The 17,048-nt window shown below is 26.4% G+C and carries 19 protein-coding genes, 2 tRNA genes and 1 other annotated feature; of the genes, 7 read left to right on the top strand and 14 right to left on the bottom strand.

Annotation, left to right across the window (positions count from 1 at the left end; all coding sequences use genetic code 11):
- Positions 1–163 precede the first annotated feature (163 nt).
- Positions 164–502, top strand: a complete 339-nt coding sequence (locus tag M2214_RS08740) for a DUF805 domain-containing protein (RefSeq protein ID WP_248484648.1) — start codon at positions 164–166, stop codon at positions 500–502.
- Positions 503–1,322: 820 nt separating this feature from the next.
- Positions 1,323–1,496 carry a Spo0E family sporulation regulatory protein-aspartic acid phosphatase gene (locus M2214_RS08735; RefSeq protein ID WP_248484647.1) on the top strand — a complete coding sequence of 58 codons (174 nt, stop codon included), beginning with the start codon at positions 1,323–1,325 and terminating at the stop codon, positions 1,494–1,496.
- A 132-nt stretch (positions 1,497–1,628) separates the two neighbouring features.
- Here M2214_RS08735 and M2214_RS08730 read toward each other — a convergent pair.
- The 3 genes from M2214_RS08730 to M2214_RS08720 all read right to left on the bottom strand — a co-directional run bounded on the left by M2214_RS08730 (position 1,629) and on the right by M2214_RS08720 (position 2,669).
- Positions 1,629–1,703, bottom strand: a tRNA-Glu gene (locus M2214_RS08730).
- A gap of 6 nt (positions 1,704–1,709) precedes the next feature.
- Positions 1,710–1,785 (bottom strand) — tRNA-Lys (locus M2214_RS08725).
- 329 nt (positions 1,786–2,114) lie between these two features.
- The gene (locus M2214_RS08720) at positions 2,115–2,669 is read right to left on the bottom strand and encodes a helix-turn-helix domain-containing protein (RefSeq protein ID WP_248484646.1); all 555 of its coding nucleotides are present in this window, start codon (positions 2,667–2,669) and stop codon (positions 2,115–2,117) included.
- A 173-nt stretch (positions 2,670–2,842) separates the two neighbouring features.
- Between M2214_RS08720 and M2214_RS08715 the strand changes: the two genes are divergently transcribed.
- The 3 genes from M2214_RS08715 to M2214_RS08705 all read left to right on the top strand — a co-directional run bounded on the left by M2214_RS08715 (position 2,843) and on the right by M2214_RS08705 (position 5,220).
- Positions 2,843–3,958: an alanine racemase gene (locus M2214_RS08715; protein ID WP_248484645.1), complete on the top strand. Its 1,116-nt coding sequence runs from the start codon at positions 2,843–2,845 to the stop codon at positions 3,956–3,958.
- Between the two features lie 191 nt (positions 3,959–4,149).
- Positions 4,150–4,836, top strand: a complete 687-nt coding sequence (locus M2214_RS08710; RefSeq protein ID WP_248484644.1) for a DUF421 domain-containing protein — start codon at positions 4,150–4,152, stop codon at positions 4,834–4,836.
- Positions 4,837–5,220, top strand: a complete 384-nt coding sequence (locus M2214_RS08705; protein ID WP_248484643.1) for a DUF4363 family protein — start codon at positions 4,837–4,839, stop codon at positions 5,218–5,220. It abuts the gene before it with no gap.
- 108 nt (positions 5,221–5,328) lie between these two features.
- On the opposite strand, the gene asnA is transcribed toward M2214_RS08705, so the two are convergent.
- Entirely contained in the window at positions 5,329–6,339 is a 1,011-nt protein-coding gene (gene asnA / locus M2214_RS08700; RefSeq protein ID WP_248484642.1) for an aspartate--ammonia ligase, read from the bottom strand.
- 146 nt (positions 6,340–6,485) lie between these two features.
- Positions 6,486–6,735 (bottom strand) — a binding site (T-box leader).
- A 198-nt stretch (positions 6,736–6,933) separates the two neighbouring features.
- On the opposite strand from asnA, the gene M2214_RS08695 reads away from it, so the two are divergent.
- Positions 6,934–7,230, top strand: a complete 297-nt coding sequence (locus M2214_RS08695; protein WP_248484640.1) for a hypothetical protein — start codon at positions 6,934–6,936, stop codon at positions 7,228–7,230.
- A 105-nt stretch (positions 7,231–7,335) separates the two neighbouring features.
- On the opposite strand, the gene M2214_RS08690 is transcribed toward M2214_RS08695, so the two are convergent.
- The 10 genes from M2214_RS08690 to M2214_RS08645 form a co-directional block, all read right to left on the bottom strand.
- Positions 7,336–7,962 (bottom strand): MerR family transcriptional regulator, encoded by a 627-nt coding sequence (locus tag M2214_RS08690; RefSeq protein ID WP_248484638.1) that lies wholly within the window; start codon positions 7,960–7,962, stop codon positions 7,336–7,338.
- Positions 7,963–8,074: 112 nt separating this feature from the next.
- Positions 8,075–8,272: a hypothetical protein gene (locus tag M2214_RS08685; RefSeq protein ID WP_248484636.1), complete on the bottom strand. Its 198-nt coding sequence runs from the start codon at positions 8,270–8,272 to the stop codon at positions 8,075–8,077.
- Between the two features lie 76 nt (positions 8,273–8,348).
- Complete coding sequence (locus M2214_RS08680; RefSeq protein WP_248484634.1) at positions 8,349–8,984, bottom strand: HDIG domain-containing metalloprotein; 636 nt, start codon at positions 8,982–8,984, stop codon at positions 8,349–8,351.
- A gap of 437 nt (positions 8,985–9,421) precedes the next feature.
- Entirely contained in the window at positions 9,422–10,543 is a 1,122-nt protein-coding gene (locus M2214_RS08675; RefSeq protein WP_248484632.1) for a TolC family protein, read from the bottom strand.
- Between the two features lie 20 nt (positions 10,544–10,563).
- Positions 10,564–11,760, bottom strand: a complete 1,197-nt coding sequence (locus tag M2214_RS08670; RefSeq protein ID WP_248484630.1) for an ABC transporter permease — start codon at positions 11,758–11,760, stop codon at positions 10,564–10,566.
- A gap of 24 nt (positions 11,761–11,784) precedes the next feature.
- Positions 11,785–12,471 (bottom strand): ABC transporter ATP-binding protein, encoded by a 687-nt coding sequence (locus M2214_RS08665; protein WP_248484628.1) that lies wholly within the window; start codon positions 12,469–12,471, stop codon positions 11,785–11,787.
- 19 nt (positions 12,472–12,490) lie between these two features.
- Positions 12,491–13,726, bottom strand: a complete 1,236-nt coding sequence (locus M2214_RS08660) for an efflux RND transporter periplasmic adaptor subunit (RefSeq protein WP_248484626.1) — start codon at positions 13,724–13,726, stop codon at positions 12,491–12,493.
- 172 nt (positions 13,727–13,898) lie between these two features.
- The gene (locus M2214_RS08655; protein WP_248484623.1) at positions 13,899–14,183 is read right to left on the bottom strand and encodes a hypothetical protein; all 285 of its coding nucleotides are present in this window, start codon (positions 14,181–14,183) and stop codon (positions 13,899–13,901) included.
- A gap of 128 nt (positions 14,184–14,311) precedes the next feature.
- Positions 14,312–14,905 (bottom strand): spore protease YyaC, encoded by a 594-nt coding sequence (gene yyaC / locus M2214_RS08650; protein WP_248484621.1) that lies wholly within the window; start codon positions 14,903–14,905, stop codon positions 14,312–14,314.
- Positions 14,906–15,005: 100 nt separating this feature from the next.
- A complete protein-coding gene (locus tag M2214_RS08645; protein WP_248484619.1) occupies positions 15,006–15,911 on the bottom strand; it encodes a DMT family transporter in 906 nt (301 codons plus the stop codon).
- A 174-nt stretch (positions 15,912–16,085) separates the two neighbouring features.
- Here M2214_RS08645 and M2214_RS08640 point away from each other — a divergent pair, with 174 nt between their 5' ends.
- Positions 16,086–17,006: a TIGR01212 family radical SAM protein gene (locus M2214_RS08640; protein WP_248484617.1), complete on the top strand. Its 921-nt coding sequence runs from the start codon at positions 16,086–16,088 to the stop codon at positions 17,004–17,006.
- Positions 17,007–17,048 lie beyond the last annotated feature (42 nt).

Here is a 17,048-nt window from a genome sequence, read left to right as displayed (position 1 = left end):
TTTATTCTTTTCAATTGTTATATCTTAAAAATTTATTTATTAAAGTTAAATTTCCTACTTTATAATTTACTTCAATTTCTAATATAATTAACATTTTTTATAGCTAATTAATATATTATATGTATATTAAAAAATCTAACGTATATAAAAAGGTGGTTATTATATGTCAAATTTATTCACTTTTGAAGGCCGAATAAATCGTGCTAAATATTTTGGATATTCATTATTAATAAGCTTTATTCTGATGTTTTTATTGCATGTTACAGAGTATACAGAGAATACTTTTTTAGTTTATATATATATAATATCAGCTATTATTGCATCTATAATTAATATTTGTCTTATAATCAAAAGACTGCACGATATAGAAAGAGCTGGGACTCATTATTTTTTACTGATAATACCTATATATAATATATATCTCCATCTACTTTTATTATTAAAAAAAGGAACTGATGGACCTAATCAGTACGGAGAAGACCCTCTACGTGAAATGTATTAGTTACGTATCTCCTTAATATATTCAATTTACTTCTTTTCGTTCAAAAAATAAATCTAAAATATGCTACATTAAAAAAAGGTTAATAGTTAATAATCTTTATTAACTATTAACCTTTTTTCTTCTAATATACCTATTACTATTGTACCCATAGTTTGTAGAATACTATTGATAGCTTTTTATATATTAATCATAAGAATTTATACAGTAATTTTTATTCATTAGTTGTTTTCTTGCTATCTAAAAAAATATTTACTCTTTTCACTTCATTATATTGTTGATTTCTAAGGATATTTTCTTTTATAACATCAGTTGAAGAACGTACACTTACTTCATAATCCCCAGGAACAAATACTAATGCTGTAGGCAGTAATAGACATAATATAATACAAACATTTCTTTGTGTAATTTGAGTTTTTATATTAAATATAAGTTTTATTAAATAATTTTATTTTGAAGCAAATTCAATAGCAACCACTATAAGAATATAGCTATTGTTCAATATTAATTTATTCTTATTTAAATTTCTTCTATTCTACTTTTTTTAATTCCAAAGATATGCTATAATACAATAAAGAACAAATGTTCTTTACCGAAAAGAAAATTTAAGTTTATTGCTAAATAGAAAATCACTTGGAAACCTGATAGAGTAAGAGGCGTTTATGTTTACATACTTTGTATTCTATTAAATACCTCTTTTGAGAATAATATTTAAACTTTATATGTTTTTATGAAACTTTTTTTTATTTTTACAGTCTAATTATTATGTACAAAATAAGTAATTAAAATGGTCTGATTGCTATTTTAATGGGAAGGTGGACACATGAATTTAATAAACAAAAAAGAAGAAATTAATGAACTTAGAGAAAAAATATATGCTGTAACAGCAAATCAAAACATTTTATATAAAAATGAAGAATTAATAAATCTAAGTAAACAATTAGATGTTTTAATAAATGAATATATAAGCATGAGTAGTTTAAAAAAAGATCTTTAACAAAACATTTACCTATCTGCTTTTATTGATAGTATATTTACTTTAGGAGATCTACCTGGGCATTAGTTTTAGAAATAATAAAAAACCTCAAGAATATAATTCTTGAGGTTTTATTTAATGTAGCCTTGACATTGGTGACCCCTAGGGGAATCGAACCCCTGTTACCGCCGTGAAAGGGCGGTGTCTTAACCGCTTGACCAAGGGGCCAAATTTTGGTGACCCATCCGCGACTCGAACGCGGGACACCCTGATTAAAAGTCAGGTGCTCTACCGACTGAGCTAATGGGTCTTATTTGACTACTCACAAGTATATATATTACTAGTTTTTTCTACATAAGTCAACTTTTTTTTCATCGTATTATAATAGTTCTTTTATTGAAAATTTTAAAACAATTAAGCAAAAGACTTACTATGTCATTATGAGTTATATCTATACTTATCTTGATTTCTGTTATCCTATTAATATTGCTTATTCTAAATTATTAAATCAAATCTGTTTTAAAAAGAAACTGTCTCATTCTCGAATTTCAAAAATATTATTCTATAGTAACCAATAAATAGCACTAATAAAAAAAGAGGATAAAATACATTTTACTATAAATGTATTTTATCCTCTTTTTAAAAAGATGGAGGCGTAATAGCAAATATAACATTTGCATCCTTGTTATATGGATTCTCCCATTTATGTTTCATATGAGGGAGTATTTTTATACTATCACCTTCATTCAATGTAATCACCTCGTTGTTTAAATGAATATTTACTTTTCCATTTATAACATACGCAACCTCCTCACCTTCATGAGACATAGATTCATTAGATGATTGAGAATTAGTAGTTAGTGTTATTAAGGCAAATTCAATAGCTCCATTTAAATTTGGTGATAATAATTCATATGAGAGATTATTATTTTGAGGAAATATCATTTTTTTTCGCGTATTCGATCGTACTATTAGCTGATTTGTATCCACCTGTGTAACAAAGAATGTAAATAGGGGTATATCTAGGGATTTCGAAATAATTTTAAGTGTATTTATAGATGGATTAGCAGTTCCCTTTTCAATTTGACTCAATAAAGAAGGTGTTACACTAGCCATTTTAGCTAATTGAGTAATAGTTATATTCTTTGATTTTCTATACTCAGATATTTTTTTACCAACATTTATGTCATTCATATAATTCTCCTTTTCTTACTGTAACTTCTTTTTTAATAATGTAAATTATATCATAATTAATAATTTAAAACATTGACCATAATAAATATTATTGCTAGAATATTAAATGTGATTTATTATTTTTAAATTAAATTTAATGTTTTTAAAGTTTTATAATAGAAAGGGGAATGAAAATGAATATTTGTGAATTGCAAACACCTAGTTTTTTATTAAATTTAGATATTTTAGAAGCCAATCTAAAAAAAGTTCAAAAACTTTGTAATGAAAACAACAAAGAGCTTTGGCCTATGACTAAAACTCACAAAAGTACATATATAGCAAAGCTGCAAAGAGAATATGGAGCAAAAGGTTTTTTAGTTGGCACAATCGATGAAGCAGAAGCTTTTATTAATGCTGGACTAGATAATATATGTTTAGCATATCCCATAGTTTCTAAAGCAAATATAAAAAGAGTCATTGATTTATCTAAAAAAGCTAGAATAATTTTAAGTTTCGATGGAGAAGATGGTGCAAGACTTTTTGATAACGAACTAAAAAAAGAGAATCTAACAATGGAATACCTAATCATAATCAATTGTGGCTTAAACAGATTAGGCGTATCTCCTAATGCTTCAAGTGATTTAGCTAAAAAAATATGTAACTATTCTAACTTGAAATTAATAGGAATTAGTACTCACCCAGGTCAAGTTTACGGTGTATCATCAGGTAAAGAAATTTCTGAGGTATCTAAGCAAGAAAGTGAATCATTAAAAATAGCTAGAGATAATCTAATCAGTAATTCTTTCGATATAAGTATAGTAGCAACAGGTAGTACTCCTACATTCTTCAATGTTATAACAGATTCAAATATAAATATTTTAAGACCTGGAAACTATCCATTCTATGACAATATTCAGCTTTCATTAAATGTATGCGAAGAAAACGAATGCTCTTTAACAGTTTTAGGTACGATAATTTCTAAACCTAAAGATGATTTATTTATAGTAGATGTTGGTAGCAAATGCTTAGGCTTAGATAAAGGTGCTCATGCAAGTTCTCTTATAAATGGATTCGGTAAGGTTAAAGATCATGATGAATTAGAAATTATAGGTTTGTCAGAAGAAGTAGGAAAAATAAGAATAGCTTCAAAAACTAATTTAAAAATCGGAGATAAGATACAGATAATACCTAACCATTCATGTTCTTGTGCTAATATGACTGATTATATAATTGGATTTAAAAATGATATCGTGGAAAAAATAATTGATGTTGATGTTAGAGGTAATTCTATAAAGCCAAATTTAATATAATGATTATTTTAAAATCAAAATAAGATATGCTCTTAAATGTATATATAGTTCAAATTAACCCCTTCTACTTTTTGTTAAAAGTCGTAGGGGTTTTAATTTTATCATTTAAGTATTTATTTAAAATTAAGTATAAATATTTATATATTGGAAATTCTATCTAATATAATATGCCAATAAGGAGATATGTTTAAATGATCATAATACTAGTTAGAACTTTAATATTATATATATTTGTACTTATAAGTGTTCGCATTATGGGTAAGGGAGAATTGTCGGAAATGCAACCTTTTGAGTTAGTAGTCACATTGATGATAGCTGAACTTGCAGCTCTTCCTATGGAAGATACTAAACTTCCTTTAATTAACGGAATTATAGCTATCTTTACTATATCATTTGCTCAAATAACTATATCATTCATAAATTTAAAAAGTGAAAAAGCGAGAACGTTCATATGCGGAAAACCAAGTATTTTAATAAACAAAGGTATTATAAATGATAGAGAACTTAAGCGACTTAGAATTAATATGAACGATCTAATAGAACAATTGAGAATAAAAGACTATCCTGCAATTAAAGATATTGAATACGCTATATTAGAAACAAGCGGAGATTTAAGTATAATTCCAAAACCAAATAAAAGACCACCTACAGTCGAAGATCTTAAAGTTTCTCCCATATATGAAGGGCTACCTACATCGTTAATAATAGACGGTAAGATAAATTACGGAAATTTGAAATACCTTAACCTAGATGAATCTTGGTTAAAACATATTCTAAAACAAAACAATATAGTTACTATAGAAGAGGTGTTTTTTTGCAGCATAGATGAGAGTAAAGATATTTTCGTACAAAAAAAATTAAATAAAGGAGATATTTAAATGAAACCTTTTATTATATCTATAATAGCTGCCGTTATTATAATAGTTTCTTGGAATTATATATACAGTCATTATATAGATGATAGTTGTATTGAATTTATAAATTCAATAAACTCTATATCTGATAATATAGATAAAAACAATTGGAAAAAGGCACGTGATGAATTTATGAAGATTGATAAGAAGTGGGATAATGTTAGATATAAATGGAGTGTTTTGTTGGATCATCATGAAATTGATAATATTGATATTGCCATGGCAAAACTTATAAAAAATATTGAACTTAAAAATATATCTCTATCCCACGAACAATTACAATCCCTCAAGAAATTTTTCGAACTAATATCTGAAAATGAAAAACTAACACTTACAAATATATTATAATATCTAAAATTATAAAAAAAGAAAAAGGATATTAAGAAAGGTAATATATTACCTTTCTTAATATCCTTTTTCTTTTTTATATAGTGTCTTAACTTCTTACCTATTTTTTTATAATAAGAATATATTTTCTTCTTCACATTTCTCTATCATTTCTTTTGGCCAAATAGAAGCTTGAACTTCTCCTATATGAGCTTTTCTTAAAAAGAACATACAGATTCTAGACTGTCCTATTCCACCACCAATTGTCAATGGTAATTTATCTTCTAGCAACATTTTATGGAACTCAAATTCTTTTCTTGATTCACAACCAGCTAAAGAAAGTTGCTTCTCTAAAGCTTTTTTATCTACTCTTATTCCCATTGAAGAAAGTTCAAACTCTCTCTCTAATACAGGATTCCAGAATATTATATCTCCATTTAATTCCCAATCATCATAATCCGGTGCTCTTCCATCGTGTTTTTCTCCTGATTTTAAAAGATCTCCTATTTTCATTATGAATACAGCGCCTTTTTCTTTTGCAATTGCAGATTCTCTTTCTTTAGAAGTAAGTCCTGGGTACTTATCTTCTAATTCTTGTGATGTTATAAAGAAAATTTCTTCAGGAAGAATTTTTTCTATATCATATAATTCATACATACGTTGTTCTGTTTCTTTAAAAACACTGAATATAGTGTTAACTATATTCTTTAGATACATCTCACTTCTATCCTCTTTTGTTATAATTTTTTCCCAATCCCATTGATCTACATAAATTGAGTGTAAGTTATCTAAATCCTCATCTCTTCTTATAGCGTTCATATCTGTATATAGGCCTTCATGTACATCGAATTTATATCTAGCTAAAGCCATTCTCTTCCACTTAGCTAAAGAATGTACTATCTCTGCTTCTGAATGATTGTCTCCTCTAACATCGAATGATACTGGTCTTTCTACACCATTTAAGTTGTCATTAAGGCCTGATTCAGGTTTTACAAATAATGGTGCTGATACCCTAGTTAAGTTCAATCTATCTGATAAGTTTATTTGGAAAAAGTCCTTTATTTGTTTTATGGCAATCTCTGTTTCTTTAAGTCCTAATTTAGGTTCATATCCTGTAGGTATTACTAATCTCTCTAACATAATGTATATTCCTCCTATTATTGTTTAATTTAGTTTTTTAATAGTTATAAATTTGTAATTCATCACTTTATTTAAACACGGCCATGTTTTTTAATTAATGAATAAAGATTTTTTTATAATAAAAAAACCTCTCATCTCTATATAAATATAGAGACGAAAGGTTTGACTTCCGCGGTACCACTCTAATTAGCTCTAAGCTCCCTTAGCAAGTACGGAGTTTATATAAACTCGATACTGCCTAACTATAACGGTTTAGATCCGTCTAAGCCTACTCTCATGTGATTTCGGTTAGAAACTCAGAGATGTTCTTCACTATATTTTTTATATCGATCTCCCACCACCATCGATTCGCTGAAATAAAACTAATATAGTTACTCTTCTCTTCATAGTCTTTAAATCAATTGTTTATCTTTAAAATGTATTATATATTTATTATTTTGAATTGTCAATATAATAAATTTTTTTTATATATAAACTTTATAGTAACTAGGAATACATATAAATATGCCTGCATATATTAAAATAAATTCAATTCTATTTATTACTTCAAGAATTATAATTTCATATTTTTTTGTTAGAAAGGAGGACATACATATGAGAAAGGTATTTATTTTTTTATTGATTTCAGTATTAATATTTAACCTAACAGGATTTACATTCAATGATAAGCAAGAACATGTAGCTACAGGCTGCTATAATGGAATGATCGATGATAATTCTATAGAGGTTGAATCAAATAATGAAATATTAGTATTGAGATTAACATCTAATTTAAAACCATATTTTATGGAAAATATCCTAAATGAAAATGAATATGTAGAATTTAAATATTATAAAAATGAATATAATCAGTTTATTTTGCAATATATAAATTTCGAAATAAATCCTTAATTTTAAGTCTATCTTTAGAGATGTAAATAAGCCTTAGGCGAACAATGCCTAAGGCTAAGAGTTATTATAATCGTCATTACGTTTACATTAAAAACATTATGTAAACTATTTATTTTTACTGAATAACCTGCTTAACCCCGTTGGCTCATCTTTAGGTTCTTCCTTTTGAATTAAAAGATCTACTTTAGAATTTAATTCATATATCATATTTATTAATCTTTTATTTTCTGATCTTAACTGATTGTTTTCAACTTTTATTAACTTTATCAATTTTTCTATTTGTCCGTCAACTCTATCATTTAAACAATGATTAAATTCATTTAACAGTATATCATTATTATTTTTAAATAATTCCTTTGTAAAGTTTGTTATGTATTTTTCAAAATTTCTTCTCACATCATTTTGAGATTCTAAAGAAATATAACTGCTGTTTTGTATAGAATTATTTATAGTATTTTCCAAACCTCCGTTATATTTATTAGTATTCTCTAATAAGAACTGATTTTTATTCTTTTTTGCATTTTTTAAGTTCAATATTTCTTGAAACTCATTAATATTTTCAACAGAGTATCTTCTATGCCCTTTTTTATTTCTTTGAACATGTATATTATATTTTTCTTCGTACTTCCTAAGTGTAGATTGAGAAATATTTATTATTTCAGCTGCTTCTTTAGTAGTATATACGCTATTATTAAGATTATTACAATATGCATTAGTTGATTTACTAGTCATTTTTTACCTCCTATATTGACGTCATAGCTTAAAATTATACTATAAAACTGTATATTAAAAGTGCATATATTGTCAAGATAAACAATATATGCACTTTAATTTTCATATGATTTTATTTACGCTTTCCCATCTTTCCATTAGGAAGCATATTGTCATCAGGAGAATATCCCTTTTCTTTATTAAATTCTCTGCGTTTACATTCTTTCTTTTTTTTACCTTTACAGTATAGTTCTATTAAATCATCGTATAATCCTATATCTTCATATTTTTTTATAAATCCACAGTGTTTAAATCTAGAGCATTTTTTCATTTAAGACGTCCCCCTACTTTTTGATATAATATATGGTATCAAAAAGTATAGTGTGATTAATCACGGTACATCATTTTTATTTTTTATTTTGTAAATGCTGTTTGCATTTTTTTATAAATATTTCTATATTTTTATCTTCCTCTTTTATTTTTTCTTCAGACATATTACCTCTACCCAATCTGTCGCAAGTTCCAAATAAAGCTAATTCCTCAACAGTTGTTTCAGATAACATTTCATCTATTTTTGCAAAGGGTAAATCTTTTACTACGAATAATAAGTGCATATGCCATCTTACAAGAATACATACTTCATCAATAAATTTATTATCATCAGTAAATTCAACTAAAAATTCTCTTGCCAACTTAGCTCCTATAGAATCATGGTTATAGGATGTTATCTTCTTTTTACTTACTTTAGTTGTAGATGGCTTACCTATATCATGAAGCAAAGCTGCCCACATAAATACTCTAGGATTCTTACTCAATCTCTTTTTATCCGCAGCAACATCAAGTACCATCATAGTATGGTTCCATACGCTTCCTTCTGGATGATATTTCTCAGATTGAGGAGTATCTTCTAATTTTTTTAACATTGATAAAGGATGTTCATTTAACATATTATTATTTTTAATTTCATTAAAATATACCGAAGGCTTACTATCGTTTAATAAATGATTATCCCACTCTTTGAATACTTCTGCCTTAGAACTCATAAAAAACCTCCTAAAAAATATTACTTATATTTATATATATTTTTTTAAAACTAACTATTTCTTATAATCTAATATATTTTTAAAACATTTAGTATTAATATTATCCCATACAAATATAATAATATTTATTTGTATGGGATATTACAAAAATTATAATCTAAATTCAATAACTAATTCAAAATATAAAAAAATTAAAATTATAAATAACTATACTATAATTTTAATTTATACCTCAGATTTTTACTAAATATTCCAGAATATATTCATTAGAATCGGTTATTATAATATTACAACGAGAAATTAATAAACAACTACATAAATCGCAGAGATGTATAAATCTATATGATTTTAAGCACTCATGCTCAGTAGTTTAATTATTAACTTCTTGTTTAATATAAAAGAAAGCTTAGAATAAATTCTAAGCTTTCTTATTACATTTATTTAGTATAATCATAATTTGATATATATTTATATAAATTTCTTTGAAACTCAAATTTATTACTCATATAACTGAGTTCTTTATTCATCGTATCTATTTTAGCATTTTCCATATCCATTTTGCTTAATCTGCCGCATTCAAAAAAATTATATTTATTTTGAAGATTGATTTTAGCATTTTTTAAAACTTGTTCATTATTATTTAATTTTTTCTTAGATAGAGCAAGTTGAGAATATTCATCTTCTAACTCATTTTTTATTGAAATTTCTTTTTCTTGATATGATTCTTTATAATTCTTTAGAGTTCTCTCTTCCTCTTGATATATGTATGTATTTGGAGTATATTTAATTTTGATATTATTTAAATTTAGATTTTGAATTTCATAACTATTTTTTAAATCTACATAATCAGACCTATTTTCCAAAACTACATCTATAATATTTTCAGGTTTTTTTATATTATCAATATTAAAGTCTATATACATATCAGCTAGTACAACAACATACCTTTTATTAATTTCATGTCCCATCAGTTGATTCAAACTATTATATAAATTTTCTAATTCAATCTCTTTGGTGCTTAATGATGTAACAATCTCATCATATTTATTTTGGCTACTTTCTAAATTAATGTTTGAGATTTTACCAAGCGTATTTTTTAACTTTGATATTTCTAACTGATTATATTCATATTCCATATTCATTTTTGCTATATCTAATTCCTTTTGCTTTATAAGAATATCTTGAAATAAAGTTAATACTTTTCTCTTTATTTCTTTTTCTTCTTCTTTTAATTTTATTTCACTACCTTTGATCTTTATATCTACTATTTTCATTGCATCACCAGATTTGTATTTATAATCTTCGAGTGTAAATGAACCTAAATTTTTTGTTTGTTTTTCTTGCCTCTTTGTTTTTGAACGTTCATCGTATAATGACTCCAAACTCCTCTTACCTTCGCTTAATATATTTGAATTTAATACAGCTTTAGTTTGAGCTTTTTCCAAAGTTAATATATTATTTTCCTTATCATCTGTAAATGATTTGAATGTTATGATTGAATTAAAAAGTGTAAACAATGCAATCATAACAAATAAAAATATATATCTATTTTTTTTCATGTTAACCTCCAATCAATTATTTATTCATATCTAAGTGCTTCTATAGGATCAAGTTTAGCTGCTTTATTAGCAGGATATAATCCAAAGAAAACTCCAACAATAGCTGAAAAAGAAACACTTATTAGTATGTATCTAATTGGTACGCTAGGGTTTACTTTCAATACAATAGCTGCTATATTAGATATTCCAAGCCCAAGTGTTACTCCTATTAATCCTCCTACACCTGATATTATCATTGATTCTACCAAAAACTGAAGTAATATATCCTTTCTTTTAGCTCCTAAAGCCTTTCTTATTCCTATCTCTCTAGTTCTTTCAGTTACAGAAACCAGCATTATATTCATAACACCTATTCCACCAACTAATAAAGATATAGCAGCTACTGCTCCTATTCCTAAAGATATCTTACTTAATACATTATCTACTATATTCATTTCACTTTTTGCAGATCTTACACTATACAAACCTTTCTTGTTTTTTATTCTAGATGCATATTCTGCAATTTTATTACACGTTAAATCAATATCAACGGTTTTAGATAGTTGTGCTTGAACGGAACTATACAAACCACCATATTCTACAACACTTACAGGAGCATAAAGTAAAGTTGTATCATCTTTATTGAATTTATCAAATACTGAAGGTGGGTCTTGATATACACCTACTATAACAAAACGTTGTGCAGAATCTCCACTTTCTATCTTTACAGTTTCTCCAACTACATTTGCTCTTTTAAACAACTTAAGAGCAAGTTTTTTGTTTATAACAGCTACATATCGTCTTGCTTTAATATCTGAATTATTTAAAAATCTTCCGTTTATAATGTCTACTTTTCCTACATATTTATAGTCATCATTTGTTCCCTGTATATCTACACCTGCAAATGATTTGTTCTTCTTAGCCTTTCCAGATCCCCAAGTAATAGGAGATATATATTTAATTTCCTTGGAAAATGCATTCTTTATTTTTTCAAGTTCACTATCGCTTAAAAAATCAGTAGATCTTATTTCATCACTCCAATTTAAGCGAATACTTACTCTATGAGTACCAAAGCCTTCGAATTCTTTACCTATACTTGCTTTACCAATTTCTCCTAGAGTCATTATTGTAATAACAGAGCTAATTCCTATTATTATACCAAGCATTGTCAAAAAAGATCTCATCTTATTTGCTCTTAGACTGGATATAGCTAGCTTAAAATTTTCTAAAAAAAACAAGATAATAACCTCCAATCTAAAAATTTATAATCTATTTTTAACAAGTTCATCTTTTATTAAAATCCCATCTTTAAAAGCGACTATTCTTTTGCAATGTTGTGCGATTTCAGGTTCATGTGTTACAAGTATTATTGTTACACCTTCATCATTCAACTTCTTAAAAATTTCCATTACTTCATCTCCTGATTTTGTATCAAGATTTCCAGTTGGCTCATCTGCTAAAATTAAAGGTGGTTCATTAGCTAATGCTCTAGCTATTGCAACTCTCTGCCTTTGACCTCCAGATAGTTCATTAGGCATATGATGTATTCTTTCTTTTAATCCAACCTTTTCTAAAATCGAGATAGCTTTCTCTCTTCTAACATTTTGGTTTTTTCTAGCATATAAAAGTGGTAATTCTACATTTTTCAGTGAAGATGTTCTTGGAATAAGGTTAAATGACTGAAACACAAATCCTATCTTCAGATTTCTTATATTTGATAATTCTTCTTCATTTCTATCTTGTATTGGTATTCCATCCAATAGATATTCTCCAGAAGTTGGTTTATCAAGACAGCCTAAAATATTCATAAAAGTAGATTTACCTGATCCAGAAGAACCCATTATTGCTACAAATTCTCCCTCTTCTATAGTAAGAGAAATGTTTTTTAATGCAGGAACTTTTATATCTCCATTTTGATATACTTTTTCTAGATTTTTAACTTCTATCATTTTTATACCTTCTTTCTAACTACTTCATAGTAGAAACCTTCATACCATCTATAAAAGCTTCATTAGGATTAAGTGCTACTTTATCACCAGGCTTTATATCTTTTGAGATAACTTGTACAACTAAATCACTTTGAATTCCTAGTTTAACAGGTATTTCCTTTAGCATTTCATCTTTTACCACAAATATGCAATTAGTTTTATCTTGTTTTTCATAAATTGCTTCATAAGGAAGAACTAACGCATCTTTTCGTTTCTCTGTCTCTATTTTAGATTCAATTATAAGTCCTGGTCTTAAACCTTTTATATTTCCAATTAAATCTACTTCTACAGGAATTATTATTTGTTTACCTGAAGCGGAACCCTCTTTTATTCGTGCTGTTGGATAGATATTAGTTATCTTTCCTTTAAAAGCAGCATCAGGAAGAGATTCAGTAGTTAAATTTATTTTTTGTCCTTTATGTAATTTACTTATATCAAATTCATTTATATCAAATGTTGCTTTCAAATTTTTCAAATCTTCGATAACAAATATTCCTCCAGCACCTTTAGGAATTGATCCAATTTTTGCATCAATAGCTGTAACCGTTCCATCAATTGGACTTATTACTGTTGATTTACTTAAATCATCTATTTTTTGCTTTAAATTTAATTTTTTAAGTTCTAATGATTTCGCATCAGAATCATTATTCTTTTCTCTTATAGCTTTATTTAAATCTACTTTTATTTTATCTAAATTATTTTGAGCTTTTTTATATGTATTATAATCAGAATCAAGTTCATCTTTACTAATACTTCCTAATTCATATAATGATTTAGAACTTTCATATTTATTTTGAGCAATTTCAAAATCCATAGTTTGGTTTTCTACATCTTTTTTTAGACATAATATACGTTCTTCAATATTTTTTTCTTTATATTGAGCTTCTTGAATTTCAAATTCAAGTTTAGCAGATTCTATATCTTGATTTAATTCTTTCATATCAAATGTTGCTAATTTATCCCCTTTTTTTACTTTGTCTCCTACGTTTACAAATATATTATCTACTATATATGTAAGATCTGAAGATATTTCTGATTTTATTTTACTTTTTAATTCACCTTTGACATATATATCAGAGCTTATATTACTTGTTCTTATATCAGTTGTTATTACCGGTATGTCATCACTTGATCCTGCTGATTTAAAATTTAGTACTATAAATAATAAAATAACTAAAATTATTGATATACCCATTATTTTCTTTTTTTTTGTCATTTAATTTACCTCCTACCTTATTTAAATTACATGGAATAAATTGTAATTATTTTGTTTACAGTACGATTATAACATTTTAGTATTTTAATTTACTTAAATTTTTCTTAAATTTTTCTTAAATTTTGTATTATTTTCAAAAAAATAGTAGAACAACACATTATGTGTTGTTCTACTATTTTTCTATTTCACCATCATCTATTAATTCTATAATTTCAGTAGTATTATTTTTATTACTTTTACTGTTTCTATTTTTTTTCTTTTTGCTTGGCTTTGGTCCATTATCAATTTCTTCATTAAGATATTCTATATTATCTTCTCTTGCTTCATTATGTTTTTTTTCTTCCAAATTTTCACGTTTTGTTTTTTTTACTTTTTTGCTCACTTTTAGTTCTTTTTTATTGTTATCATCTGTTAGATTCTTTTTCTTCTTTTTTTTGAAAGCTTTAAATAAACTCATATTATACCTCCTTACTATTTAAGTACATATTATTTTATGTTTTATCTTTTTATATTGTTACAATAAAATTTAAAATTTTTTCTTTAATTTTCTACTAGGAACAATACATTATTAAAAAGCCATTTGCATTAATGCAAATGGCTTTTTAATAATGTATTGTTCTGTACTTGATTTTTCTGAGTGCATGTCCATAACGCATGATCTATTCCCCTTGATATAAATTCAGACATTTTCATTATTAATTGTAATCGTGTATTTTGTAAAACCATAAATTCCATGAAACCTGATACATTTACTATTCCTAATATATTTATATCTCCTACAGAAGGTAATGTTTTATTTACACCTGCTCCAGGTTTCAATGCTCCATTTGATACTTTAATACATCCTATTCTATCAGATGACCCTAGGCATGCATCTATAGCTATTATAAAAGGGCTTTCATAATGTTCATTTATATATTCAATTGTATCATTTAAATTTTTTGCATGAACAGGCTCTTCTAATGTTCCATGTATATAGATTTCTTTGTATTTATTTATTTTATTTTGAAGCTTATATCCAATTAATGGCCCCAGTGAGTCTCCTGTACACCTATCTGTCCCTATACATAATATAACTATTTCTTTATGCCCCTCCTTATAATTTTCTTTAATATGATTTCTGAGTATATTTGGAAAATGTATGAAAGCATTATTATCTTTTATATTTATTTCATTCAAGTATATTCACCTACCTTTTCTTACAATACAAGTTTTTCCTGAATATGCAAAAAAAATTCATCTATATCAAATATAGATGAATTTTTTTAATAAATGTTCTTTATTCACTATTTATTAAGTTATCTTCTTCTTTTTCTTTTGATCTTAAGAATATGTTAAAATCAACTTCAGATATTATCATTCCCAATAATATTAAAAATGCTCCTATTCCTGTTTTAATAGTTATGACTTCAGAATATAAAAAATATCCAAACATAGCTGCAAATACAGGTTCTGCTGAATAAATTAGAGCTGTATGATTCGAAGTTGTAAACTTTTGGGCAACACTTTGTATTATAAATGCACCCGAAGTACATACTACACTCAATATAATTATATTCATCCAAACGTCATTTCGAGATGGTACTATAGGACTTTCCATCGCAATTGAAGTTACAGCACTTAAAAAAGCAACAACCCCAAATTGAACAACAGCTAACGATATAGACTCACATTCCCAAGTATATTTTCCTACAAATATTATATATATAGCAAATACACCAGCACATACCAAGGTATATATATCACCAATATTAATACTTGTGATGTTTTCATTTAATGTAAGCATTGCAAGCCCTATTAATGCAAGCATTGCACTTATTAATGACTTTCTTTTAGGAGATTGCTTAATCATAAGTGCTGATAATATAGGAACCATTATAACATTTGAACCAGTTATAAATGCAGATTTTGAAGCTGTTGTATAGTTAAGTCCAACTGTTTGAAATGCATAATGGGCATAAAGTATAATACCTAATATAAGCCCATATTTTATAGTTTTCTTATCTGATTTAATCATATTTTTAAAGAATACACAGCTAGATATTATAAAAGCTATTAAAAATCTTATGGCTAAAAAATTGTATGTTTCCAATTCCGATAATGAATTTTTGGTTAGTATAAAAGAAGCTCCCCATCCTATAGTTACAAATAATAAGGCTAGGTCCGCTTTTAATTGTCTACGCATTATAAACTTCCCCTCTATTATTTTTTAATATGTATATAATTACACTTTTATCAAAAAATACCTTCTAAATATGTTTATATATATTCAGAATTCATATTATTATTCCTTGAAAGATTTTATTTTGCATAGTAAAATAAAATCTACACTATATAAATATAAAGGATGTGTAATAATTTGCGTTGGTTTGATAAAAGGTATCATTCACTAAACTTCGAACTTAGAAAGATATTTAATGAAAAAATTTTCAAGCTATCACTAGATGGGGGATTTACTTGCCCTAATAGGGACGGAAAAATAGGTTTTAATGGATGTATATTTTGTAGCGATAGCGGTTCTGGAGAGTATGCTTCAGACAGAATTTTATCTATAGATAAACAGATTGAAGATCAAATTAATCTACTAAGTAATAAATGGCCTAATGGCAAATATATTGCCTATTTTCAGAATTTCACAAACACTTATGCTGACGTTGACATTCTAAGAAAAAAGTATGAAGCAGCTATTAATTGTGATAGTGTAGTTGGTATTGCAATAGCAACAAGACCTGATTGCTTAGATGATGATGTTATACAGTTGATAAGTGAATTGAGTAAAAAAACATATCTTTGGATTGAGATTGGACTTCAAACTATACATGATGGAAGTGCTGAGTTTCTAAGAAGAGGATATCCTTTTTCTTTGTTCAAAGAAAAAGTAAAAAAATTAAGATCTTACAATATAAATGTAGTAACCCATTTAATATTAGGTATTCCAAATGAAACAAAAGATATGATCTTTGAATCAATTTCAAAAGTTTCTAGTATGGATATTCAGGGGGTAAAGTTGCATCTACTTCATATAATTAAGGGAACTGACCTTGAAAAATATTATAATTCAACTAAATTTGAGTTGTTAGAAAAAGAAGAATACATCCATTTAATCTGTGATATTTTAGAAAGGCTAAATCCTAATATAACAATTCACAGATTAACAGGAGACGGATCTAGGGATACATTGGTCGAACCGTGGTGGAGTCTTGATAAAAGAAGTGTTTTAAATGGTATAGATAAAGAGCTTTCAATTAGAGATTCCTACCAAGGAAAATATTATTTATAGTAGATAATATTTTCCCAAAATATAAAGTATATGGAGACAACT

This window comes from Tepidibacter aestuarii, from assembly GCF_934924865.1.
GTDB classification, from domain to species: domain Bacteria; phylum Bacillota; class Clostridia; order Peptostreptococcales; family Peptostreptococcaceae; genus Tepidibacter_A; species Tepidibacter_A aestuarii.
The sequence above is the reverse complement of the archived record's forward strand: the minus strand, read 5'-3'. Positions and strand labels throughout refer to the sequence as shown.

What these genes read in the sequence shown, in the direction of transcription:
- M2214_RS08740 (WP_248484648.1), top strand. Translation starts at nt 164, where the DNA reads ATGTCAAATTTATTCACTTTTGAAGGCCGAATAAATCGTGCTAAATAT.
- M2214_RS08735 (WP_248484647.1), top strand. Translation starts at nt 1,323, where the DNA reads ATGAATTTAATAAACAAAAAAGAAGAAATTAATGAACTTAGAGAAAAA.
- M2214_RS08720 (WP_248484646.1), bottom strand. Translation starts at nt 2,669, where the DNA reads ATGAATGACATAAATGTTGGTAAAAAAATATCTGAGTATAGAAAATCA.
- M2214_RS08715 (WP_248484645.1), top strand. Translation starts at nt 2,843, where the DNA reads ATGAATATTTGTGAATTGCAAACACCTAGTTTTTTATTAAATTTAGAT.
- M2214_RS08710 (WP_248484644.1), top strand. Translation starts at nt 4,150, where the DNA reads ATGATCATAATACTAGTTAGAACTTTAATATTATATATATTTGTACTT.
- M2214_RS08705 (WP_248484643.1), top strand. Translation starts at nt 4,837, where the DNA reads ATGAAACCTTTTATTATATCTATAATAGCTGCCGTTATTATAATAGTT.
- asnA (WP_248484642.1), bottom strand. Translation starts at nt 6,339, where the DNA reads ATGTTAGAGAGATTAGTAATACCTACAGGATATGAACCTAAATTAGGA.
- M2214_RS08695 (WP_248484640.1), top strand. Translation starts at nt 6,934, where the DNA reads ATGAGAAAGGTATTTATTTTTTTATTGATTTCAGTATTAATATTTAAC.
- M2214_RS08690 (WP_248484638.1), bottom strand. Translation starts at nt 7,962, where the DNA reads ATGACTAGTAAATCAACTAATGCATATTGTAATAATCTTAATAATAGC.
- M2214_RS08685 (WP_248484636.1), bottom strand. Translation starts at nt 8,272, where the DNA reads ATGAAAAAATGCTCTAGATTTAAACACTGTGGATTTATAAAAAAATAT.
- M2214_RS08680 (WP_248484634.1), bottom strand. Translation starts at nt 8,984, where the DNA reads ATGAGTTCTAAGGCAGAAGTATTCAAAGAGTGGGATAATCATTTATTA.
- M2214_RS08675 (WP_248484632.1), bottom strand. Translation starts at nt 10,543, where the DNA reads ATGAAAAAAAATAGATATATATTTTTATTTGTTATGATTGCATTGTTT.
- M2214_RS08665 (WP_248484628.1), bottom strand. Translation starts at nt 12,471, where the DNA reads ATGATAGAAGTTAAAAATCTAGAAAAAGTATATCAAAATGGAGATATA.
- M2214_RS08660 (WP_248484626.1), bottom strand. Translation starts at nt 13,726, where the DNA reads ATGACAAAAAAAAAGAAAATAATGGGTATATCAATAATTTTAGTTATT.
- M2214_RS08655 (WP_248484623.1), bottom strand. Translation starts at nt 14,183, where the DNA reads ATGAGTTTATTTAAAGCTTTCAAAAAAAAGAAGAAAAAGAATCTAACA.
- M2214_RS08645 (WP_248484619.1), bottom strand. Translation starts at nt 15,911, where the DNA reads ATGCGTAGACAATTAAAAGCGGACCTAGCCTTATTATTTGTAACTATA.